The organism is Pseudomonas mosselii, assembly GCF_019823065.1.
GTDB classification, from domain to species: domain Bacteria; phylum Pseudomonadota; class Gammaproteobacteria; order Pseudomonadales; family Pseudomonadaceae; genus Aquipseudomonas; species Aquipseudomonas mosselii.
The window spans coordinates 5627185-5649863 of the sequence record NZ_CP081966.1; the positions used below are offsets into that span (position 1 = coordinate 5627185).

Annotated in this window: 21 protein-coding genes and 1 pseudogene; 7 read left to right on the top strand and 15 right to left on the bottom strand. The window is 61.9% G+C overall.

Going from position 1 to position 22679, the window contains the following annotated elements; all coding sequences use genetic code 11:
- The first annotated feature begins 4 nt into the window (after nucleotides 1-4).
- The 7 genes from K5H97_RS26190 to K5H97_RS26220 all read left to right on the top strand — a co-directional run bounded on the left by K5H97_RS26190 (nucleotide 5) and on the right by K5H97_RS26220 (nucleotide 5228).
- Entirely contained in the window at nucleotides 5-442 is a 438-nt protein-coding gene (locus tag K5H97_RS26190; RefSeq protein ID WP_028690319.1) for a phage tail assembly chaperone, read from the top strand.
- A 127-nt stretch (nucleotides 443-569) separates the two neighbouring features.
- Nucleotides 570-1388, top strand: a complete 819-nt coding sequence (eutC, locus tag K5H97_RS26195) for an ethanolamine ammonia-lyase subunit EutC (protein WP_028690318.1) — start codon at nucleotides 570-572, stop codon at nucleotides 1386-1388.
- A gap of 107 nt (nucleotides 1389-1495) precedes the next feature.
- On the top strand, nucleotides 1496-1954 hold the full coding sequence (locus K5H97_RS26200; protein WP_028690317.1) for a GNAT family N-acetyltransferase: 459 nt from the start codon (nucleotides 1496-1498) through the stop codon (nucleotides 1952-1954).
- A 289-nt stretch (nucleotides 1955-2243) separates the two neighbouring features.
- On the top strand, nucleotides 2244-2891 hold the full coding sequence (locus tag K5H97_RS26205; protein WP_028690316.1) for a DedA family protein: 648 nt from the start codon (nucleotides 2244-2246) through the stop codon (nucleotides 2889-2891).
- 7 nt (nucleotides 2892-2898) lie between these two features.
- Nucleotides 2899-3714 (top strand): M90 family metallopeptidase, encoded by an 816-nt coding sequence (locus K5H97_RS26210; RefSeq protein ID WP_028690315.1) that lies wholly within the window; start codon nucleotides 2899-2901, stop codon nucleotides 3712-3714.
- A 92-nt stretch (nucleotides 3715-3806) separates the two neighbouring features.
- Nucleotides 3807-4334 (top strand): inorganic diphosphatase, encoded by a 528-nt coding sequence (gene ppa, locus K5H97_RS26215; protein ID WP_028690314.1) that lies wholly within the window; start codon nucleotides 3807-3809, stop codon nucleotides 4332-4334.
- 195 nt (nucleotides 4335-4529) lie between these two features.
- Complete coding sequence (locus tag K5H97_RS26220) at nucleotides 4530-5228, top strand: LexA family transcriptional regulator (RefSeq protein WP_028690313.1); 699 nt, start codon at nucleotides 4530-4532, stop codon at nucleotides 5226-5228.
- 381 nt (nucleotides 5229-5609) lie between these two features.
- Here the strand turns inward: K5H97_RS26220 and K5H97_RS26225 are convergent.
- From K5H97_RS26225 to K5H97_RS26295, 15 genes and pseudogenes are all read right to left on the bottom strand, one after another.
- Nucleotides 5610-6227: pseudogene (locus tag K5H97_RS26225) on the bottom strand (TetR/AcrR family transcriptional regulator); the annotation flags it as partial.
- Nucleotides 6228-6355: 128 nt separating this feature from the next.
- Nucleotides 6356-7048, bottom strand: coding sequence for a glutathione S-transferase family protein (locus K5H97_RS26230; protein WP_028690312.1), 693 nt, complete (start codon nucleotides 7046-7048; stop codon nucleotides 6356-6358).
- Between the two features lie 33 nt (nucleotides 7049-7081).
- Nucleotides 7082-9373: an efflux RND transporter permease subunit gene (locus tag K5H97_RS26235; protein WP_162175255.1), complete on the bottom strand. Its 2292-nt coding sequence runs from the start codon at nucleotides 9371-9373 to the stop codon at nucleotides 7082-7084.
- A gap of 51 nt (nucleotides 9374-9424) precedes the next feature.
- The gene (locus K5H97_RS26240) at nucleotides 9425-9859 is read right to left on the bottom strand and encodes an MAPEG family protein (RefSeq protein ID WP_028690310.1); all 435 of its coding nucleotides are present in this window, start codon (nucleotides 9857-9859) and stop codon (nucleotides 9425-9427) included.
- 102 nt (nucleotides 9860-9961) lie between these two features.
- On the bottom strand, nucleotides 9962-11104 hold the full coding sequence (locus tag K5H97_RS26245; RefSeq protein ID WP_028690309.1) for a cupin-like domain-containing protein: 1143 nt from the start codon (nucleotides 11102-11104) through the stop codon (nucleotides 9962-9964).
- 22 nt (nucleotides 11105-11126) lie between these two features.
- Entirely contained in the window at nucleotides 11127-12257 is a 1131-nt protein-coding gene (locus tag K5H97_RS26250) for an N-acyl amino acid synthase FeeM domain-containing protein (protein WP_155952674.1), read from the bottom strand.
- A 107-nt stretch (nucleotides 12258-12364) separates the two neighbouring features.
- A complete protein-coding gene (locus K5H97_RS26255; RefSeq protein WP_028690307.1) occupies nucleotides 12365-13648 on the bottom strand; it encodes a cation:proton antiporter in 1284 nt (427 codons plus the stop codon).
- A gap of 6 nt (nucleotides 13649-13654) precedes the next feature.
- Nucleotides 13655-14611 carry a bile acid:sodium symporter family protein gene (locus K5H97_RS26260; RefSeq protein WP_051555651.1) on the bottom strand — a complete coding sequence of 319 codons (957 nt, stop codon included), beginning with the start codon at nucleotides 14609-14611 and terminating at the stop codon, nucleotides 13655-13657.
- Entirely contained in the window at nucleotides 14599-15438 is an 840-nt protein-coding gene (locus K5H97_RS26265) for a dienelactone hydrolase family protein (RefSeq protein ID WP_028690306.1), read from the bottom strand. Before K5H97_RS26265 ends, K5H97_RS26260 begins: the two co-directional genes overlap by 13 nt.
- A 111-nt stretch (nucleotides 15439-15549) precedes the next feature.
- Nucleotides 15550-16659: an adenine nucleotide alpha hydrolase family protein gene (locus tag K5H97_RS26270; RefSeq protein WP_051555650.1), complete on the bottom strand. Its 1110-nt coding sequence runs from the start codon at nucleotides 16657-16659 to the stop codon at nucleotides 15550-15552.
- 53 nt (nucleotides 16660-16712) lie between these two features.
- A complete protein-coding gene (locus K5H97_RS26275) occupies nucleotides 16713-17489 on the bottom strand; it encodes a hypothetical protein (RefSeq protein WP_028690305.1) in 777 nt (258 codons plus the stop codon).
- A 158-nt stretch (nucleotides 17490-17647) separates the two neighbouring features.
- A complete protein-coding gene (locus K5H97_RS26280) occupies nucleotides 17648-18976 on the bottom strand; it encodes a DUF1302 family protein (RefSeq protein WP_155952673.1) in 1329 nt (442 codons plus the stop codon).
- Nucleotides 18976-19815: an outer membrane lipoprotein-sorting protein gene (locus tag K5H97_RS26285; protein ID WP_028690303.1), complete on the bottom strand. Its 840-nt coding sequence runs from the start codon at nucleotides 19813-19815 to the stop codon at nucleotides 18976-18978. The genes K5H97_RS26280 and K5H97_RS26285 overlap by 1 nt, the downstream gene beginning before the upstream one ends.
- Nucleotides 19812-21065, bottom strand: coding sequence for a beta-eliminating lyase-related protein (locus K5H97_RS26290; RefSeq protein WP_028690302.1), 1254 nt, complete (start codon nucleotides 21063-21065; stop codon nucleotides 19812-19814). The genes K5H97_RS26285 and K5H97_RS26290 overlap by 4 nt, the downstream gene beginning before the upstream one ends.
- Nucleotides 21062-21868, bottom strand: coding sequence for a ThiF family adenylyltransferase (locus K5H97_RS26295; RefSeq protein WP_051555649.1), 807 nt, complete (start codon nucleotides 21866-21868; stop codon nucleotides 21062-21064). Before K5H97_RS26295 ends, K5H97_RS26290 begins: the two co-directional genes overlap by 4 nt.
- Nucleotides 21869-22679: the final 811 nt, after the last annotated feature.

Genomic DNA, 22679 nt, shown 5'->3' on the forward strand with positions numbered 1-22679 from the left:
TCGAGTGAAACGCTTCTACAGCCCTACGACGGGGTGCACATACCTTGAGAGTATCCACACGGAGATCCCTGATGATGCTGTCTACATCACTGAAGAGCGCTTTACGACAGTGATCGCAAACCCTGCGTTGGGGAAGGTGCGCGACCATGACAACCAAGGCCTTCCTGTCCTACGCGACCCTCTCCCGGCTACGGGTACGGACCTGGCAGAAGAGGAGCGTAGGTGGAGGGACAGTGAGCTGATCTCGGTTGCTTGGCTACGTGATCGCCACCGGGACCAGCTTGACGTCGGCGTGAAACCGACGCTTTCGGCAGAACAGTTCACGGAACTGTTGTCGTACATGCAGATACTACGCGACTGGCCAACGGCACCGGGGTTCCCGGCTAGGGAGCACCGCCCGCAGCCGCTGGCGTGGGTTGCCGAGCAGTTGCAACAAAAATGACAGGGTGGTTCGAGCGCCAGGTAACGTAGGGGATACAATTCTTTTGCATGGATTGCAAAGAGCGAGGATCGTGGTTTTCTCAGTTTCTAGGCCGCGTTTTCTCGCGCGGCATCACATAGGGATGACCATGGACCGACACACCCCCACCCCAGAGAACCCCTGGCTGGCCCTGCGCAACCTCACCCCGGCGCGCATCGCCCTCGGCCGCACCGGCATCAGCCTGCCCACCGGCGCCCAGCTGGACTTCCAGTTCGCCCATGCCCAGGCCCGCGATGCCGTGCATCTGCCATTCGACCATGTCGGCCTGCGCCAGCAACTCGGCGAGCGCGGCCGCGACAGCCTGCTGCTGCACAGCGCCGCCAGCGACCGCCACCAGTACCTGCAACGCCCGGATCTTGGCCGGCGCCTGCATGAGGACTCGGCCCAGCGCCTGCGCGAGCACGCCCAGGCCAACCCCGGCGGCGTCGACCTGGCGATCGTCGTCGCCGATGGGCTGTCGGCGCTGGCCGTGCACCGCCACACCCTGCCCTTCCTGAGCCGTTTCGAGGAGCAGGCCGCCGCCGATGGCTGGAGCAGCGCTCCGGTGATCCTGGTGGAGCAAGGCCGGGTCGCGGTGGCCGACGAAGTGGGCGAACTGCTTGGCGCGCGCATGACCGTCATGTTGATCGGCGAACGCCCAGGCCTGAGTTCACCCGACAGCCTGGGGCTGTACTTCACCTACGCGCCCAAGGTCGGCCTGACCGATGCCTACCGCAACTGCATCTCCAACGTGCGCCTGGAAGGGCTGAGCTACGGCCTGGCCGCCCACCGCCTGCTGTACCTGATGCGCGAGGCGTGCAGGCGTCAGCTGTCGGGGGTGAATCTGAAGGACGAAGCGGAGGTCCACAGCATCGACAGTGAAGAATCCGCCGGCAAAAACGGAAACTTCCTACTCGGCGAAGGGTAAAAAACATGTCACGGAAGGCGGATTGCGCTTCTAGCCTGCTTTAGGCAGCATGCCAGAGGACGCTGCAGGCAATCCGCCGTATCCCCAATGGACTCAGAGGCCCGCCCATGCGCATCATCCAGGCAACCTTGGAACACCTCGACCTGCTCACCCCTTTGTTCGTGAAATACCGCGAGTTCTATGGGCAACTGCCTTACCCGGACAGTTCGCGGGCCTTTCTCGAGAAGCGCCTCAAGCGCAAGGAGTCGATCATCTACCTGGCGCTGCCGGATGACGGCGACGACCGCCTGCTGGGCTTCTGCCAGCTGTATCCGAGCTTCTCCTCGCTGTCGCTCAAGCGCGTGTGGATCCTCAACGACATCTACGTGGCCGAGGACTCACGCCGCATGCTGGTCGCCGACAACCTGATGCGCGAGGCCAAGAAGATGGCCAAGCAATCCAACGCCGTGCGAATGCGCGTGTCCACCAGCAGCGACAACGAGGTGGCGCGCAAGACCTATGAATCCATGGGCTTTCGCAAGGACACCGAGTTCGAGAACTACATCCTGCCGATCAGTCAGGATTGATGCCTGGCGCTCTTGTGCTCGCTGTGGGAGCGGTCGTGTGTCGCGATGGGTCGCGACACACGACCGCTCCTAAAGGAACCGCGTTACAGCAAACGCTCCCCCACGACGCCCAGTGACTCTGTCGTAACGCTCCGCTACAAACTCTCCGGGCACAATCCGGACTTCGCCGTATAATCCCCCTCCTGTCATGTGCGAAAAGTTACCCGCCTAGCCGGTAAACCGTCCCCAACCATGGCACTGTCCGTCATCGCGCGCCCGTAGAAGCGGGTCAAGAACACAGGTGCTGTACATGGATTTCAACCCGCTGGACCTCATCCTGCATCTCGATGCCTACCTCGACCTGCTGGTCAACAACTACGGTCCCTGGATCTACGCCATCCTTTTCGCCGTGATCTTCTGCGAGACCGGCCTGGTGGTCATGCCGTTCCTGCCGGGCGACTCGCTGCTGTTCATCGCCGGCGCCGTGGCCGCCGGTGGCGGCATGGATCCGGTGCTGCTGGCCGGCCTGCTGATGGCCGCGGCGATCCTCGGCGACAGCACCAACTACGTGATCGGGCGCACCGCAGGCGAACGCCTGTTCCGCAACCCCAACTCGAAGATCTTCCGCCGGGACTACCTGCAGCGCACCCACGAGTTCTACGAACGCCACGGCGGCAAGACCGTCACCCTGGCGCGCTTCCTGCCGATCCTGCGCACGTTCGCGCCGTTCGTCGCCGGCATCGCCCACATGCACTACCCGCGTTTCCTGGCGTTCAGCGTGGCCGGCTCGCTGCTATGGGTCGGCGGCCTGGTGACCCTGGGCTACTTCTTCGGCAACGTGCCGTTCATCAAGCAGCACCTGTCGCTGATGGTGGTCGGCATCATCATCCTGTCGCTGGTGCCGATGATCCTCGGCCTGCTGCGCGGTCGCTTCGGCCGCACGGCCAAGGCCCACTGACCGGCGCATGTGGTCGTTCAGCGCCTGGCGCCGCCGGCGCACCCTGGCCCGCTATCCAGTCGATCCGCACATGTGGCAGGTGATCCGCGATCGCCTGCCGCTGCTGGACGGCATCAGCGACGATGAAGACCGCTGGCTGCGTGAAGCCAGCGTGCTGTTCCTGCACGACAAACACCTGACCACCCTGCCGGGCGTCGAGCTGGACGACGAGCAGCGCCTGTTCCTCGCCGCCCAGGCCCAGCTGCCGCTGCTGCACCTGGGCGAGTTGAACTGGTACCAGGGCTTCCACGAGATCATCCTCTACCCCGACGATTTCAAGAGCCCCCAGCGCCATCGCGATGCCAGCGGCGTCGAACATGTCTGGGACGCCGAGCACAGCGGCGAGGCCTGGCAGCAGGGCCCGGTGATCCTGGCCTGGCCCGGCGTGCTGGCCAGCGGCGGCTGGGAAGCCTACAACCTGGTGATCCACGAACTGGCGCACAAGCTGGACATGCTCAACGGCGATGCCAACGGCCTGCCGCCGCTGCACCACGGCATGCGTGTCGAAGACTGGGCCCAGGCCATGCAACAGGCCTATGACGCGATGAATCGCCAGCTCGATGCCGACCCGGACGCCGAAACGGCCATCGACCCCTACGCCGCGGAAAACCCGGCCGAATTCTTCGCCGTTACCAGCGAATACTTCTTCAGCGCCCCCGACCTGCTGCACCAGGCCTGGCCGCAGGTCTACCAGCAGCTGACGCTGTTCTACCGCCAGGACCCGCTCGAGCGCCTGACGCGACTGCAGGCCGAACACCCGGACTACCGGGAACGCCACGCCTGAACGCCCGCACATCAGGCCGGGCGTGGCACCCACCGTGGGAATATGCCTATAATCGCCGCCACTTTTTTGATCAAACACGGGGGCATTGCCCAATGAGCTACAGCAAGATTCCAGCCGGCAAAGACCTGCCGAACGACATCTACGTCGCCATCGAAATCCCGGCCAACCACGCGCCGATCAAGTACGAGATCGACAAGGACAGCGATGCCCTGTTCGTCGACCGTTTCATGGCCACCCCGATGTTCTACCCGGCCAACTACGGCTACATCCCCAACACCCTGGCCGACGACGGTGATCCGCTGGACGTGCTGGTCGTGACCCCGTACCCGGTCGCTCCAGGCTCGGTGATCCGCGCCCGTCCGGTCGGCGTGCTGAACATGACCGACGACGGCGGCGGCGACGCCAAGGTCATCGCCGTACCGCACGACAAGCTGAGCCAGCTGTACGTCGACGTGAAGGAATACACCGACCTGCCAGCCCTGCTGATCCAGCAGATCGAACACTTCTTCGCGAACTACAAGGATCTCGAGAAGGGCAAGTGGGTCAAGATCGAAGGTTGGGAAGGCGCCGACGCCGCCCGCGCCGCGATCACCAAATCGGTCGCTGCCTACAAGGGCTGAGCCTGAAACACGAAAAGCCCTGCTTCTGCAGGGTTTTTTGTGGGCGCTCGCCAAGAGAATCAACCATCACCCAGACATAAAGCGAAACTTCTCACCTAGTCCTAGGCACCACCCTACAAACCACCATTTTTCCTACAAATTCCCTCGACATCGGGTTGATTCCCACACCGTTCGAGTGCCTATAGACTCGGCACCATGAAAACATCCGGTGACCGTCTCAAAGCCCTCCTGCTGGAGTGCAACCTGACCCCCTCCGACTTTGCCGCACAGCGCAAAGTTACACCGCAACACGTCAACAACTGGTTCAAGCGCGGCGTGCCCCAGGCCCGGCTCGATGAAATCGCCGACCTGTTTTGCGTACGCAGGCGCTGGCTGCGCAGTGGCGAGGGAGCGAAACATCCGACGCCACTGGCCCCCGCATCACCGGCAACGCCAAACCTGGCCCTGCCGCCGCCGCTGCAAGCCCTTGACACAGATCTGCTCCACCTGCCATTGCACCAGGTACGGGAAGGCAAACTGATAGCCGTGCCAGGGCACTACCAGCCAATACCCCGGCGAGCCCTGGAGTGCGTGCAGGTCAGCGCCGAAATGGCCATCTGCCTCGGCATGCCGGGCAACAACATGACACCGCTGCTGCCCCAGGGCGCCCTGTTGGCCATCGACCGCGACTGCACCCGGGTGGTCGACGGCGAATGCTACGCCCTGCTGCACAACGGCCGCCTGCGGGTACAGCACCTCACCCTTGGCCACAACGGCACGCTGTGCCTGCACAGCCATGACCGCCTCAACCACCCCAGCGAACGCTATACGGCCTATCAGCGCCGGGTGCAGAGCGTGGAAATCCTCGGCTGGGTGTTCTGGTGGTCAAGCCTGCGCCCGGCACGCCCCGCCTGAAGCACCTCACTTTTTGCTGGGCATGTGTCGCACACACGGGTATGCTACGCCGCACATCATGCCCCCTGATGGTGCAAGCCGCATTCCAGAGGGCCTGGCGACGCCTCACACAGCCGTCCGCCATCTTTTTCAGGCCATGTTGCCAACCGTTTAAGGCGGTTGCGGCTTATCAAAAATGAGCCAAGACCGTCCCCGAGAAGCCGGCCACAAGCCGGCTTTTTAATTCCTGTCGATTTCTCCAAGATGGCTCGCCCCGACGCCGGCGATCTGCTGTGGCAGGCTGGCCAACACCGGCCTCAAAAGCATACGTGGCCGGTTCTCGCTACCCCGATAGCGCTCAGCCATGCCTTCGGCACTTGGCATCGCGCCGCCATGCAAAGCCATGAACATCGCCACGACCTCACGCACATGCGCTTCGGCGTACTCCCCCTGCAACGGTGCGCACAGGCCGATCAGTACGCGAAAATAGTCGTCCCCCTTGAGCAGACAGAAGAAGCGCTTCGCCGACGCCTGCGCATCCTCGACACGCAGACGGCCAGCAAGCGACGCACGCATCAGCAACTTGGTCATCTCCTTGAGCATATGCTGTGCGCCTGCCTCGTAGAACATGCAGGCCAGTTTTGGCTCCTGACGGGCCATCGCCACGATAATGCGTTGCAGCGACACCGCCTCGCTGCTGCAAATGAGGTCCAGGTACTTGCCCCCGATCTTGAGCAGAACCGACTCGATACTGGCATGTGGCGAAAACTCGAACAGCCGCTCAGGCAGTTGTTCGTCACACTTGGCCGTGATGGCTGCCGAAAACAACGTCGCCTTGTCACTGTAATGGTTGTACACCGTCAGCTTCGAGACCCCCGCCTCGGCGGCGATCGCATCCATGCTGCTACCCTCGTAGCCTTTGCTCAGAAAGAGGCGCTTCGCCGCTTCAAGGACCGCCTTGCGCTTCGCTTGATCCTTGGGACGACCTGATCTACTCACCATCACCGGTTGTTTGGACATCTGATTTCCATACCATTCTTGTTTAGTTTTAAGATGACTGGCCCCCTCCAGCCCGCATTGCTGCGAGCCGGCCAGTCATGTGTTGCAGGCTATGACGGCCAGGTCGGTGACCAGGCAGCCGGCAAGGCTCAGTGCACGAACAATCGCTGCCCTTGCTGTGCATAGGTTTCGGCGGCCACGGCCGTGCGGCCGGCACCGAAGACATCGCTGATATCGAACGGCACTTTCACGCCACGTTGCGCTGCGGGACGCTGCTCAATCGCCGCGAGCCAGCGCCGCAGGTTCGGCAGGTCCTGTACCTCGACACCCGCCCACTCGTGACCACGGGCCCAGCACCAGTTGGCGATATCGGCAATGCTGTAGTCACCAGCCAGGAACTCATGCTCCGCCAGTCGTCTGTCGAGCACAGCCAACAGTCGCTTGCTCTCGGCCTGATAGCGAGCGATCACGCTGGGAATGCGTTCTGGAAAGTACCGGTTGAAGACGTTGGCTTGGCCCATCATCGGGCCGACACCGCCCATCTGGAACATCAACCACTGCATTACCGTCGAACGTGCCTTGGTTTCCTCGGGCAGAAGAGCACCGTGCTTCTGGGCCAGATAGACCAAGATCGCGCCAGACTCGAAGACGCAGAAGTCCTCTGCATCATGATCGACGATCACCGGAATACGGCCGTTGGGGTTCAACGCCTTGAATGCTTCGCTCTCCTGCTCCCGTGCGGCAAGGTCCACCAGAATGGTCCGGTAGGGGGCGGCGAGCTCTTCCAGCATCACCGAGACCTTCCAACCGTTTGGCGTGGCGTAGGTGTAAAAGTCAATCATCGGTCAAGTCCTCGAACAGATCGTCTGGCTAAGTCAGCGTTCGGAAAGCGCAAAGCCGGGCACATCGGCGCTGGGTTCGGCGCGCCTGGCGAAATGGTGGATGAGGTAGGGTATGCCCACGGCGTTGCAGAACAGCGAGACGAAGATCGCCAAGGCACAGAAGAGCCCGAACAAGCGGGTGAAATAGGACTCACCCAGTCCGAGCACGAGGAACCCCGCACACAGCACCAGCGCGCCGGTCCACAGGGCTTCACCGATGTCCTCGAAGATCATCACGACCAGTTGCTGGGCCGACAGGTGCGCCGGGGCGTGTCGTGCGTGGTAGAAGCAATGCAGGGTCGAATCCACCACCAGGCCGAACATGATGCAGCCGATCATCGACGTCCCCACATTGATCGACAAGCCCAAGGCGCCCATCACACCGAACACCACCACCAGCGGCATGACGTTCACAACAACCGCGATTGCGGCGACCTTCCACGAACGAATCAGCAGGTAGAACGCGACCAGCATGCAGGCGACCGCGAACAGGATGCTCCATAGCATGCCGTCGAGTAGCAGTTTGACCATCGCCGACTGCATCACCGAGTAGGATGTCAGATTGTGCTCGAACACGCTCGGCTGCCGATCAAGGTACTTGTTCACCTGATCAAGCACCTGCTGCAACTGGGCGTGAGGCATTTGCTGCAACCGCACGCGCACCCGAGTGGACTGGTTGTCGTAGTCGATGAAACGCGTCAGTTCGTGATCCGGCCCCGCCAGCGAGTAGGTGAAGACGTATTGCTCGGCCGCCTCCCGACTGTCAGGCAACACTTGGAAACGCGGATCGCCTCCATTCATCTCGCGATGGATATCACGCAGGAAGTCGACCACAGACAGGGTCTTGTCCACCCCCGGGATCCGCCCGAGGTAATCCTGCAAAGCGGCGATCTCGCGCAACGCAGCGGGCTCAAGCACTCCGCCCTTGGCCTGCGTCCGGAGGCTGATCTCGAGGTTGGACACACCACCGAGCTCACGCTCGACGAAGTCCGTGGACACCTTGACCGGTGCTGACCGATCGAGGAAGTTGAGGAACGAGGCTTCCACATGCAGGCGACCAATCGGCAACAGTGCCAGGACCACTACCGCGACCGTCAGCCACGGCAGCGTGCGCGGCGAACGGTACAATGGCGCGAGGCGCTGTACCCACCTGGCATGGTGCTTGTGCTCGGACCGGCGCATGCGCCTGGCCGACGCGCACTCGAGCAGGAACGGCATCACCAGGTAGGACAGTACATAGGCTAGGATTGCCGCGAGCGCGGCAATCACGCCGAACGAGCGGATGGGCGCCACCTCGCTGACCGCCAGGGTGAGAAAGCCGATGGCCGTGGTGAAGGAGGTCAGGAAACACGGCACGAAGTTCTGTCGCAGCGAGCGACGTGCCGCCTCGAGGACCGGCAGGCCGTCGTTCAGCCCCTGCCGGTGGGTATCCAGCAAGTGCAGGCAGTCCAGCACGGCGACACACATCATGATCGACGGCAGGCCGACCGTGACCGCGTTCATTGGCAACCCCAGGCGCCCCATGCTGCCCAGCAGCAGCGCCGTGCACAGGGTCACAACGGCCATCACCACCCAGACATCGCCCAGGTTGCGCAGGAATGCCAACAGCAACACCAGCAGCACCAGCGAGGTCAGGGGAATAAAGACCTTGAGATCCTTCCACATGTCGCTGGTCACCTGTTGCTCGACCACCGGCTCGCCGGCGACGTGGTACAGCGTGAAGCCGCTGTCTTGCATGATTGGCGCCACGCTCGCCAGGATCCGCTCGAACTTGCCTTCGCCAGCTGCCGAGCGGATCTCAATCAGAATCGCCGCCACCTGTCCATCCGGTGAGATCAGGTCACGCTGGTACAAGGGGCTGGCGCGCAGCTTGTCGAGCACCCGTTGGCGATCGTACTGCATTGGCTGGGCCAGCGCCTCGGCCACCGGCAGGATATCCAGCGCCTGCTCCTGGCCATGAATGATGTTGACCGAAGCGATACTGGTCGCCTTGGCCACCTCGGGCAACCGCTCGAAGCGCTCGGTGACCGCCTCGAGCCTGGCCATCGCCTGGTCGCTGAACAACGCCTGGGGTGGCAGGGCAATCACCACCATGCGGTCTTCACCGAAGCGCTGCTTGAACGCTTCGTACTGCTGGCGCTCGGTGTTGCCTTCAGGCAGGAAGGCGTCAATTGACGCATCGAACCGCAGCTCCAGCGCACCGGGCGCGATTGCCACCACGGCAATCAACACCCACAACGCATTCAACCTGCGCCAGTTGATCAAAAATCGAACAATTGCATCCATGCCCATGGGTGTACCTCGCGCGATGGCGATCCTTTCATTGTCGTCGGAGCATCAGCCGGCCCTGGCGGCCAGCTGAGCGATGATTAACCCAGCAATACCAAACAAGCAGACGACACCCACGGCATAAGCGAGGGTCCGCCATGGCTGCCAGCGAGCCAAGTAGGTCACGGTGTGCACGATGCGTGCAGCGGTGAACAGTGAGAACAGCCATACCGCAGGCCCTGCCGGCCCCTCGAGCAGCACGTAGATGCCACCGAGCACGAAGAACAATGGAATGTTCTCGAGGTCGTTCATCCACGCCTGGGAGGCGCGGGAGACCTGCGGCAATTCCTCGGCACTGGCGGGGCGGCCGACGAACCCGGCATCTTCGGCGTTCTTGAAGGTCAGGCGACCAATCCGGTATGCGCCCTGGTAGAGCGAGATCGCGAACATCTTGGCGAACAGCACCAGGACACACAGGGTGTAGCTGTACAGAACAACGCTCATATCTACTCCTTTAGATAACTTCCGGTGTTTTAGTCGATGCCCCGGCGGTTCAGGCCTCCGGGGCAACTCCAGTGTAACAGCCGGGCTCTTTTCAACCGGAGCTCAAAGCGATACGCGCCGCACGAATTCCTCGGTGTCGAACTCGAACGCAAGCTTTGCGCCGGTCGCCTTGTCCGAGCCCCAACCTTCCTTGAGCACGGTCATCACGGTCTGGCGGAAGCGTGGCGAGGTGACCCACATCAGCGAGAACATCTTGTTGCCCATGATCATCTTGTTGATTGCCCGCGAGGCAATAGCCAGCGATGGCACCGGGGTCTCGACGCAGTGCCACCACCAGTGCGGCGAGAACAGCACGTCACCCGCCTCCAGGGTGGTGGTGTACTTGGGAATGTAGCGATACAACGGATAGCCGTCGGCCTCGATCTCATCGTGACTCTTGCGCCAGTCGAGCATGGTTGCGGCGTAGAACATGTCCTTGCGGGTAATCGGGTGCATCCACATCGAGTGCTTGGGATGCACGAAGGTCCACTTCTTGACACCGCTGATCATGGTGAAGAGATTCGGCCCCCCGGTGCAGTGCCAGCCCGAAATCACCCCGCCGGCAGACAGGAACATCTGCGTCGACATGATCCGCTTGTCGCGGGTGCTCAGATAGCGGCCCAGGGTCGGTAGGTCGAGTTCCTGGCGTAGCTCGGGGTGCTTGTTGAACAGATCCTCGGTGTGGCCCGGGTAGTAGGTACCTCCGCCAAGGATGTTCTCCACCACTTCGGAGATCGGCAGGTCGATGTACTGAAGCGCCTTCTCGTTCAGTTCGTTACCCCGCACGCGGGTCGCGACCTTGACATCACCGTAGTGTTCGGCAAGGTATTGCGGGGTCCATTTGCGCACTGACTCCCAGTCCTTGGCGGCGCCGCGGAATACCACCGGGGTGTTGGGTTCCAGGTAGATCTTGTGGAAGTTCTCCGGCGACAGGTCCTTGAGCTCGACCTCCGGCACTGGCAGCGTCGGAGCGTCGCCGTAAGCCCTGGACTGCTCCTGGATGCGCGCCTCGATGCGCCGGGTGCGCTCAATGCATGCCTGCGAGCCATAAGGGCCGTGTTCCTTGCGCCCGACAAAATAGTAGCGACGAAGGAAATCCGCCCAGTACTGGCTACGGGTCAACCAGTCGATTTTCGGGTCGTGGGTCAGGTCGATGGTCGGAAAATCCATGTGGGCGAAACTGCCGGTATTCATCACTTTGTCCATTGCTATCACTTTCCCTGTTGTCTTATTGGATTTCACTGTTGAAATGCGCTGCGACGTCCTGCGGCGCACCTTGCACCGCGCCGCTGCCGAACAACCGTGCCAGGGCCTGTACAGACCACTCGGTCAAGCCGATATCCTTGAGCTGCGCCATGGGGTTGCCGAACAGGAACTGCCGCACATGCGGGCGCAGTTCGAGCGACAGCAGGTCGATACGAATCGCCACGGCCGGTGTGTTGTAGTTGCTGTAATAGCGCACCTCGGAGATCGCGCTCACCCCCATGAAGCGGTACAAGGCCTGGTGCTTGGGCGGCACGGCGAACACCACGTCGGTACAGCCGCGAGTGAACTTGGCGTGCTGCAGGGCGATGCGAAACAGCGAGTACACGCACAACATGCGCTCGGGGTCATGGATGCTGTAGTTCATCGCCCCGAAGTGCTCGGTGCTCACCGCCAGCATGCCGAACTCGACCAGACGGCGCCCCTGATTGCGCAAGGGCGCCAGGCAATCCTCAAACACCGCGTCCATCGGCAGGGCCGCCGCCGAGTCGGGGATAGAGGTCAGGGTCATCGCCACCTCATCCTCCACCTTGCCGACAAAAGTCACGGTTTGCGGATTGAGCAGGAAGCCATTGGTGTACAGCCCATTCTGCGCTGGCGCGGCCAGCCCCTTGCGGAAGTAGGCGCCATAGACCAGGCGATAGGCGGCCTCACGGTCGTCGATCGATTTAGCCTGCCCCAACAACACCGGTGCGCTGGGGTGCAGTTCGCTGGCCGGACAGTGTGGTTGGTAACCAGCCTGTTCACCTGCCACGGCGATCGCCTGGTCGACCCGCAGGCGCTGGCACAGGTGCTTCACCTCGCGCGGCCATTGCCCGCCACTGCGGTTATCGCAAGGCTGGCAATACACGCGCGCGACCGCGCCGGCTGCCTCCACCTGCGCGACCTGTGCCTCGAAGGCCAGCTCGCGCCGGGCGATGTCGTCCCGCCCCTGCAGTGTCAGCACCTCACCCACGCGTACTGCCAGCGTCGTCTCCAGCACCACGGCCGCCTCGCTCAGCGAGCAAAGCCGCGCCGTGCCCTGGACATCGTCGAGGTTCAGGACCCAGGTACCACCTGCCTCGTCAACACATCGTTTTTCTACGTCTGTACTCAACAAAGGTCTCATCAGCTTCACTTCCTATCGATTGAACGAGAACATCCCTATCGCTATCTTTCGAAGCCCATGCGTGTCGTGCTCCTCCCTGTCGGTTGCGTCGTTGCTCAAGGGTTTTCCAGCACTGGCCGCTCTCGGCCTTCCCGCGTCGCCACGCCCCGCATGCTCGAGGCGGCAGGTGCTGACACGCGCGGCGGAACCAGGCGGACGATCGGCAGGGTGATGATCGTCGCCGCGAGCGCGACGACCATCAGGATCGCGTAGAGGTCGGCCGTGATGACGCCGATTTCAAGCCCGACCGTCAGCAGGATGATTTCCATCACCCCCTTGGTGTGCATCAGCGTCGCCACGACAATTGCATCGGGACGGCAAAGCCCGATGCAGCGCGCTACCAGGTACGAGATCCCGGCCTTGCCCAACGCGCCAACCAGCAAGAACAAGCCGCCCCACGCCATCAGGCCCGCCCAGTTGCCAGCCTCGATGTTCACGTTCATTGCCGCCGTACCGAAGAACAGTGGCGCGAAAAACAGGTTGACCAAGGCCTGTGGTCCCTTCTCCCAGAACTCGCGCAGGCCTTGGTGACGACGGAAGGCGATCCCGGCAATGAACGCGCCGATGGTCACGTGGGCGTTGGCCAGGTCGGTGATGACACAGAAGGTGAACAGCACGATCAGCGCCGCGACCAGTGGCCGTGACGGATCGCTGCTGGTGATGGTGGACGAAGGCGCGACCAGGCGGCGGCTGACCACGAACTCGGCCACCGCCACCAGCACGATCAGGGTGATGCCGGAATACAGAATGCTCACCGATCCGGTGCTCGATAGCAGCACCAGCACCAGGGACAGGGCGAACCAGGCGAGGATGTCGGTAATCACCGCTGCGTTCATCACCAGCGGCGCCAGCCGGTGGTGGAGAAAACGCGGATCGTCGAGGATGCCGGCCAGCACCGGGACGGCGGTGGCCGCCATCGCGACACCGAAGAACAGCATGTAGGGCAGCCGCTCGACATGGCCAGAGAACACACCGTGGCTGGCATAGCCCAGCAGCACCCCCGCCAGCCCCGCGCCGATGAAGCCGGACACCGCGATCGGCAGCGCCCCGCCAGCCTTGGCCTGCGATCCGCCATGGCGCCCCGAGCCGGTTTCCAGCCCCAGGCCGAACATGATGAAGATCAGGCCGATCTTGCCCAGCGCCATCAGGCCGGTGACGTTAGCGAACAGCGCGCCGGTGAGGCCGGGATCGATCGCGCCCAGGACCATCGGCCCGACGATCACGCCGGTCAGCAGATACCCGATGACTGCGGGCTGACCCAGCCAGAAACTGACGCGGCCCAGACAGTGGGAGACCCCGAGGATCACCAGCAATTGCATGAAGATGTTTGCCGAGTTCATGGTCGATCAATCCTTGCGCGCCGCGGCGCCTGAGTGTTGTCCGATGAGTCGTCCATCGCCGAAGGGGTCGACCGGCCGCTGTCCAGGGTTGGTCGGGCGCACGCGCCAGCGAGCAGCAATGGCGTGCAACGTGACCACCAGCAATGCGGCAAGGCAGACGAGGACGCTGTAGAGAATCGCCGGGATCGCCATGTCGACACTGCCCAGCAGGCTGGCGATGACCAGCGCCAGGGCACTGTTCTGGATGCCGATCTCGACAGTGATCGAACGGGTCTGGGCACTGCCGAGCCCCGCCGCTTTGGCTGCAAGCCAGGCAAGGCCCATGGTGGTGCAGAACAGTGCCACCAGGCTGAAGCCCAGGCGCGCGGCATACACCTTCAACAGTGGGTACTCCTTCACCACCACCACCAGGATCATCAGCATGAGGAACGCGAAGCCAAGCATCCGCAGCAGCGGCTCCAGACGTTTGCAAGCGGTCGGCCAGAGCCGCGCCAACCCCATGCCCAGGGCCAAGGGCAGCAAGGTGAGCAGGAACAGGCGCACGACGGTGTCGGCCATCGGCAGTTGCACGGTCTGGCCAAGAACGCCGTAGTGGGCCAGCGCCAACGCCACCAGCAACGGCACGCTGATGAAGGCGATGCAACTGGAGATCACGGTCAGCGAGATCGATAGCGCCACATCGCCCTTGAGCAGGTAGGTGATGGTGTTTGAGGCCACTCCGCCCGGACACAGGCACAGCACGATCACCCCCAGGGCCAATGCGCCATCTAGCGCGAACACCCAGTTCACCCAGAGCCCCATCAATGGCAGCAGCAGTACCTGCCCCAAGGTCCCGATGGCGACCCCGATCGGCGCCTGCAGCAGGTCGACGAAATCCTTGCGGCGCAGGCCGAGCCCCATGCCGATCATCATCACGAACAGCAATACCGGGGCGATCAGCCTGGCCAGTTCTATGGTTTGCATGCTTGCTCTCCTGGCTGGCCCAGGCCTAACTGGGCCTGGAGGAATGCCACCACCGCTTCTTGAGCCAGGTATGTGGGGTGGTCCTGCTCGTCGACATAGCTCACGCCCAGCACCGAATGAGCCCAGCGCCCGATGCCATGGGGGTTGTCCACCGACGAATCTATTTCACAAGCGACGAAACGCTCACCGAATGCCCGCTTCAGATTTTCGAAACGGGCGCCAGGAACCGCCGGATCGCCGGTGAAGCGCAGGCCAAATACAGGGATAGCCTGCTCGGCCGAGCGCCGCACGGCGGCATCCAGTGTGTCCTGCTCGATGCCCAGCGCACCGGCCCTGGCAGGCGACAGCGCGAATGGCAGCGAGGGGTTTGCCAACACCGGAGCAATCACCGAGGGATCCGCCATCATGGCCAAGCCAAAGCCACCGGTAAGGCACATGCCGATCACTCCCACTCCTGGGCCTGGGCTGACCGCGTGCGCCGCCCGGGCCAACGCCCGCAACCAGTCGGTGATTGGGCTGCTGCGCCTGCTGGCCAGGACTCGGAACTCCCGCGAGATGCAGACCTTGCCCATGCAGCCGACTACCGACAACGCCGAGACCCGCACGCCTGGCTTGCCAAACAACACCGGCATCCACACGCCAAGGCCCGCATCAGCCAGCCGCCTGGCCAGGCGTACCACGCCATCGTGCAGTCCGGGGACTTCGTGCATGAGCACCACCGCGGGCCCCTCGCCCAGGCGAAAGACCTGACGGGTCATGCCCTCGTGGGAAAACTGGAAATCCGAACAACCTGCAAAAAGGTCGTCAGCGAGCGCTAGATCGTTCATTCAACCATCCGTGGTAAGCCATCCGCGGCAAGTGGTCGGCCAGCAGCCGGCCACTCGTGCATGCCGCCCGCGCCTTGGTGACCAAGGCGCGTGGCGGCGTCGGTCAAGCCGTCAGGCGCAGTCTCGTGCCTGGCCAGCAACACGCCTTGCCTCCCTGGACGAGGGCGGCGCTTTGAGCGGTGCCATCTTCAGATCCTCCAGACGTAGGTCGAGCTCGCGCAGCGAGCGGTCGATGTGCCGTCCCATGAAGACCCGCCGACGGACCATGAAGTCCATGAGCGCGAAGATCAGCAGCCACTTGCGACGCCCAGCCTTGCCTTCGCGTACCAGCTTGGCGAACTCGGGCTTGTAGGGGTTGTAGCCAAGCAGCTTGAGGTCCGAATACATCAGTAGCCAATTCAGGGTGAAGTTGCTCAGCACCGGATTGGCATGCACTTTGTTTTGCACCAGCCCCAGTTCGATGACCGTGCTGGTGACGCGTGCCTGGTCATAGTCCCAGGCATGGAACGGCGCCAGGATGCGCGGCAGCTTGACACCCTCGCCATGGCGTTGCGGATTCCAGAACAGCGCTCGCTCGTGCTCCTTGAAAACGCCGTTGGCAAACAGTTCATGAGGCGTCCAATCCTGGGCGATACGCTCCGCCGGCATCTCGTAGAGCATGCGCTCGGGCTCCGGCTGGCCGGGTGAGTAGCCGGTGAAGATCAGCGGAATATCCTTCTCCACGGCAAATCGCAGCAGGTCCCCTTCGCGAATGTCCAGCCAGAAGTAGCAAACCGTGTGCACTGCCCCTTTGGGGCCCTGATTCATCAGCAGGTGGCGGATGAAACGCCGGTAGACGCTCTGGACCGGACGGTGCACATGATGGTCCACCCCAAGTGCCTTGACCGTCCGCCGGATGTTGTCCCAGGTCCTGGCCGGTATGTCGAAATCGCTGGTATACGCCAGCACCTTCAGGCCGTAGTCCACCACCAGCCTGTAAAGCAGGTAGCAACTGTCCTTGCCGCCACTGAAAGAGACAATGCAGTCGTACTTCCTGCCACTGCCCTTGGCGGCGCGCAAAGTTGCCTCAAGGTCCTGCTGGAAGCGCATGCGCTGCGCGTCCTGACGCAACCGCCCCCCCGCCTGCGAGATGCGGCACAGATTGCAGGTACCGTCCGAATCCAGCGCCACGCCTTCGACGTCGTCGGTCAGCAGGCAGCTGACACATACTTTCTTGAACATACCGACCAGCTCCTTTCTATCCTTGTCGTGCTCCGATAACGGTCCGTGTCGGCTCAGGCGTCGGCTGCCACCTGGGCGTGTGGCAGGCGGGCGTATGCTTGCCGGGCCAGTTGCAGGGCCTCGCCAAGAAAATCGCCGTAAGCGGTCAGGGCCTGCTCACCGATGGCGACCAGATGCTGGGTGTACTCAGGCTTGGCTTCGATCAACTCGGCGACCACGCGGAAGTTGGTATCGGTATGGCCAAAGTCGAATCTCACATGTTCGGCCAAGAAAGAAATACTTTTCTGGCCCTCTTCACACAGTGCTGCCGCGCAGGCCTTCAACAGCGCTGGGCCGTATTGGGTGGTAATAAGTTCAATCTCCACGTCGATGGCAAGTTCGGCCCATGGCGCATCTCCGGCTACCACGTCCTTGTGTAACTGGTGATAACGGCGCACCGAAGGCGTCAGATTGGAAACCAGCAAGTCTTCGGTATTGATCGGCATTCCCGGATACTTCGCATTCCACAGACTCACTAACTTGTGGACATCCGCCGCTGCCCACTCGTGGTGACCGTCTTCTTCTTCGGTGTGCTCCTTGAAGAACTCGGCCAGTCGGCTAAGGCCCAGGGCCTCGCAACGCACGCCGGCCGTGGCCAGGTACTCCGGAATAGGCGTCGTCAGTGCCGCGCTCATGGCGCTCCAGTAGATCATGAAGAGGTTCACCAACGGCGCGTCCATCGGCGCCTTGAACAACGCCTGGACTTCTTCACGGGCGGCAAACTTCTCACGTGCCGCCGTGATGCGAATCTGGTACTCGTTCATCATGATCGGATCATTGCCAACATTCATTTTTCACGCTCCTTTGTAGGATGAATAAAACCTTTGAAGTCCATGTAACAGGCAATCGTGATCAAGGGGAGTACAGTTATTTCCTCCCGTTTCAACCGATCGCGTTTACTGCAAATGGCCCGCATGAACATGCGCGCGCAACTACATTGCCCAGTCAATCAGAAGTAATAGTGAACCCCTGCGTACAATTGATCGTTATCCCTGAACTGGCCGAAGATACCTTCGTCATGTCCGGCAAAATGCATTCCGCCAGTGCGCAGTTCCCAGTCGTCGGTGACCCGCCAGCGCAATTGCAGGCGCCAGAAGCGGTCGGTCATGTTCATGAACTCGCGCCCCTGGAACTCCAGCCACAGGTCCTCGCCCTTGAGCGGCACGTTCACCCGCCATGTCACGCTTGGCCGGTACTTGTCCGGCTGCATGTTGCCGTTGTGGTTACGGATGTAGTCGAAGGTGTACTGCAGGTTGATGTAGGTCCGCGAGGCAAAGGTGTAGTCCATGCCGGCCACTCCCCTGAGCGTGTCACGGCGCTCGACCAGCCCCGGCACAGCCATGTCGTAGCTGACATAGCCAGCATCGGTGACGTAAGCCAGTTCGCCACGCACACCAATCCCGTCACGCCCCGACTCGAACGCCATCGAGGTGGTGTGCTGGCGTGCGTGGTAGGGCTGCACGGTACCGAGTGCCCTGCCGCTGGCGTCAAATCCCTGGATGTCAGCTCGAAATGCCGCCATCTGCTCGAACTGGTAGGCATAGTTGAATGACAGGTCGTAGTTGTCGCGCCGCAGCACTCGCCGCGCGGCAAACACGCTGTCGCCCAGCGGGCCACCTTCAACCTTGGTCGAGCGCTCGCTCAAGCCCAGTCCGCGCACGTAGTTGTTCTCCACGAACAGGCTCCATTCCTCGCCTGGCTGGGCCAGAAGGTCCTGACGGAACTGAGGCTGCCAAAGCACCTCGAAGAAATCGCCGCCATCAAGAAAGTAGCGACCGCTCACCGCTGTCACCGGCCACTTGCGCTCAAAGCGGGTATGGATCAGGAAGCTGCGAAAATCCTGGGGGGTGAAGCTGTCGATCACACTGACTTCGTCCGCCACCCCCCACTGGATAACCTGCCGCCCAATGCGCCAGCTGGTTGTTTCGCCTTCCCATTCGACGAACCCCTCCCACAACCTGGCAGTGCTTTCGTTTTCATCGGGAGCCGAACGCATGCGTTTGTGCTCCAGCTCCAGGTCCGCCGAAACCACCGTGCGCAGGCCTTCACCCTGGTGATCCAGCTCGACCCGGCCCCGTCCTCGCAGGCCATTGTCCAGGCTCGATTTCAAGGCGCTCGAGCCCACCTCCCCACCGCTGCCCAGGCCAACCGCCGAGCGCAGGTCGAGAAAACCCGTCACCGTGTTCTGCCCACTCAGGGCCGCCAGCGGCTGAGCGCTCGCGTAAGACGCGCCAGCCAGCGACAAGACGGCTGCAAGTGTTCGAACAATTCCGGCCATCACTCCACCATCCTGCTGGTTTCATCACTGACCAGACGTTGCACATCTGCAGGATCGGCAAAGTGCTCGATACCCTTCTCCATCTGCCGCACCGTCACCAGTGACGCAGGCAGTCCGGTATCGACTCGGACCCAACGCCGCTCCATCAACGTCTGATGCCCGTTGCGCAGGTCATTCACCTGCACGAAACGCTCGTACAGGGCAGAGCCGTATGCCTGCACGTCGGTGCGCCGGACCTGCTTGATCAACTGGCCGGCAGCATCGAAAAAGTCGATCCGACTGGGGAAGTAACTGCCGTCCGCACGGATGTAGTAGCGCCGCTTGGCATACGCCGAGTTCGACGAGGGCTTGGCCTGGCAATCCACCACGTGCACCGCGAAACCTTCCTCGCTGGCCTGCTCCACATAACTGAATGTCCAATCCTCGAGGTTGATCTTCTGAAGGTCCTCGTAGATCAGATCGGACCCGACCCAGGTCTGGTGCTTGGAGGAAACTCGCCGAACCCGGCTGGCGGCCGGCAGGTACAGGTACTGCAAGTCTTCCGCGCCACGCACCTCCTCGTTGAAGGTGGCGATGTTGCGGATGCTGCGGGGATAAAAGAACTTCTGCAGGTCGAGGTCACCCTGCTCGCCTGCCAGGTGATACCAAAGCAATCCGCGTTGACGCTTGGTTCCGGCCTTGTCGGTCAGGGTGACCAACAACATCGAGACCGAATCCTTGCCGGTTGGGCGCTCCTCGGAACGCTCGATGATATCCCTTGGTACCAGGTTGCCCGTCGGCATGCCGGCGAAAGCCAGCAGCGGACAGAGCACGCCGACGATCATCAGCAAACGCTTCATGGCTGCACGCTCCGGGCCTTGCGATAAGTGGCAAGCATGCCGCCGGCGAGGCCTGCGGGGCGGTGGACCTCTTCCAGGGCGATGTGCTGGTCGGCTTCGCGCAGTGCCTCTCGGATGCATATCGCAGCCGTTTCCAGGACACGCTCGTCCTTGCCGGGAACGCCAAGGGCGAAGCGCACCAGGGCATCGCCATGGCCGGCTGAGCCCCCTGGATTGAGCGCACCACGCACACCGTAGCCAACATACAAATGATTGAGGAAGGCGCGTGCATGCATAGGTGTCATCGGCGCGCCCCCCACCAGGAACACGCCATGGGCACCCACCCGTGACTCGCCGCCCAACTGCAACCGAGCATGGAAGCGGCGCACCTGGTCAATCCGCGAACGTACCTGCTTCACCAGTCCATTCGGCTCGTGCATCGCCGTCAGCAGACGGCGCTTGCCCAGCAGATCCAGGCCCGTGCCAAAGATCAGCGCCTGGTCGCGGCAACGCTCGAACAGGCTACGGTCACGTAGTGCGAGGAAACCACCGATTGTCGTGGGCATTTCCTTCGTAGCACTCAGCAACACACCGTCTACCAGTGCGCACAGGGCCTGAACGATGCCCAGTTCGTCATGACCACGCCATTCACTGGCGTGCTCGCGGATCAGGCAGGCATTGCTGAAGACCCGCGTCGCGTCGAGCATCAGCGGGATGCCGTAGCGGCCAGCCACCGCCTTCACCGCGCGCAGGTTGTCCACTGACACAGGCGCACCGCCATTGGCGTTGGTGCAGGCTTCGACCAGCAGGAAAGGTATGCGGTGGCGGCCCACGCGCTTGATCGCCTGCTCCAATGCCACACAATCCAGGTCAGCGCGAAAATCACCGTTGGCATCTGTCGTCGATACCGTAACGTATGTGGCGCCCCTGAGCTGCAGGTGCGCCTGCAGCGTGGGGAATGGCGCACTGCCAAGCACGCACTCGCCTGACGTGATCAGTGCGTTGACCAGCAACGCCTCCGCCAGTCGCCCCTGGGCCACTGACAGCACCTGCGAAATACCGAACAAGGCCTGGAACGCAGCAGCCAGTCGCTCGTCCAGCTCACCGTCGCCGTCCTGCTGCACGAGAGGAAAGCCCGTGCAGTCGCCGTGCATCAGGCTGTCGGTCTGGTAGTCATCCAGGACCAGCCGCGACGGGATCAGGTCGAGATTGAAACCATGTTGAGCCAGGACCCGGGCGCGGGCCTCGACGGTGTCAGCCAGCAACCTCATGCCAAGGCTCCCTCGGACACGTCGATGATCCGGTGGTTCATGCGATTGAGGTCGAAGAACATCACCTTTGGCAGTACGATCGGTTCACGGAAACCCGGCACCAGGTCATGCAGCAAGTGGTTCACGCACTCAGTGGCCAACAGCGATGTCGCGATCAGAGGCCCCACAGCCACCGTTGGCACCTTGCCAATCTCGAGGCTGCGGACAATCGCCTGCATGTGCTGGGGCACGAAGATTTCGTCGAAAATCCGCGGCAAGGTGCCCTGCTCCTTGGCCATCTTGAGTGTCTGCGTCCAATACTCCATTCCCAAGCCTTGCGGTGAGGAGCACAAGGCAAAGCAGCCGAAGCCCATGATCGGTCCAACGACGCTGAACACCCCACGCTCGCGTGCCTGGCGGTGGATGGACTCACGCAACGAGTGGGGCACATTGGCATCCAGGCAGTCGACCAGGATGTCAGCGCCTGACAGAAACTCGTCCTGGTTGTGGTCGGTGATGCCTTCGACAAAGATCTCGACCTTGGCCCGGGGGTTGAGGTCGAGAATCAGCTCGCGATACACCAAGGCCTTGTTTCGGCCCAGCGAAGCGCCCGTCGCGGCCCATTGGCGGTTCATGTCGGGCGGATCGAAAGCGCCCGGATCAGCCAGCTTGAACGACTGTACGCCCATCCGGCACAGCGTGAGTGCCATGGCGCCCCCCACGCCGCCACAACCGGCGACCACCACCCGGCTGGACGCAAGCTTGTCGATGCCCGCCTCGGTCAACAGAGGTAGCGAGCGGTTCAGCATATCGTCGTTGCTCATCCTGAAACTCCTTTTCTCACGTGTGTGGATCCTTGCCTTGGCAATGCTGCCAGAGGCCGCCATGCCTCCTGCGAGGCGCAGGAAAGACACGTTGCCAATACTTCCTTCGGCAAAATGTCACTAACAATTTCAAGCCTGCCCTATAGCACCGGCTAACTAATTAAACCGACGAGTAAATAAACAACGACAAATCTCAGGCACAACGAGACACCACGCCTTAATTGCGCAACACCGCCAATTAATAAAACCCTCAGTACAATATTGGCACTTTTAAACCGTAAAGTTTAATTTGTCAGTCGCTTGCACGAACAAATTAAACTCGTAAGTTTAATTGTCAGACCACCGAGCGCAGCCAGGCAAAGCAACCTTGAAAGCAGAATCAAGAACCCGGCTCAAGCCAAAGCATAAAACATTTAAAATCAAAGAGTTGCGAGCATATAGCCAGACAGACTGACGCAGCAGCGCACAACAAAACCCGAGAATTGCGGCCGCCTGCATACCACGCACCAACCGTTTGAGCGTGGCCAATACGGACGCGTGCCGACAGAAGAAATAGTTATTAACTTAGAATATTCGCGGATACTAAACGTAGCGCCAAGACAATTCAAGCCACTCTTTAGCCATTATCGACAACCCTGTCCCGCGAGGCGACTATCGCACGCAGGAGATGCGCGAGATAAAGCTCAATCTATTATTCGGCACGGCTGCATTCAGCAGGCCCAGCGAAACATATATGGCAACGCCTGGGCAGCGCTGCTCGATATCAGGGGGGACAACGCTCGCACCCGGGCCATTCGGCATTGCAGTTGGC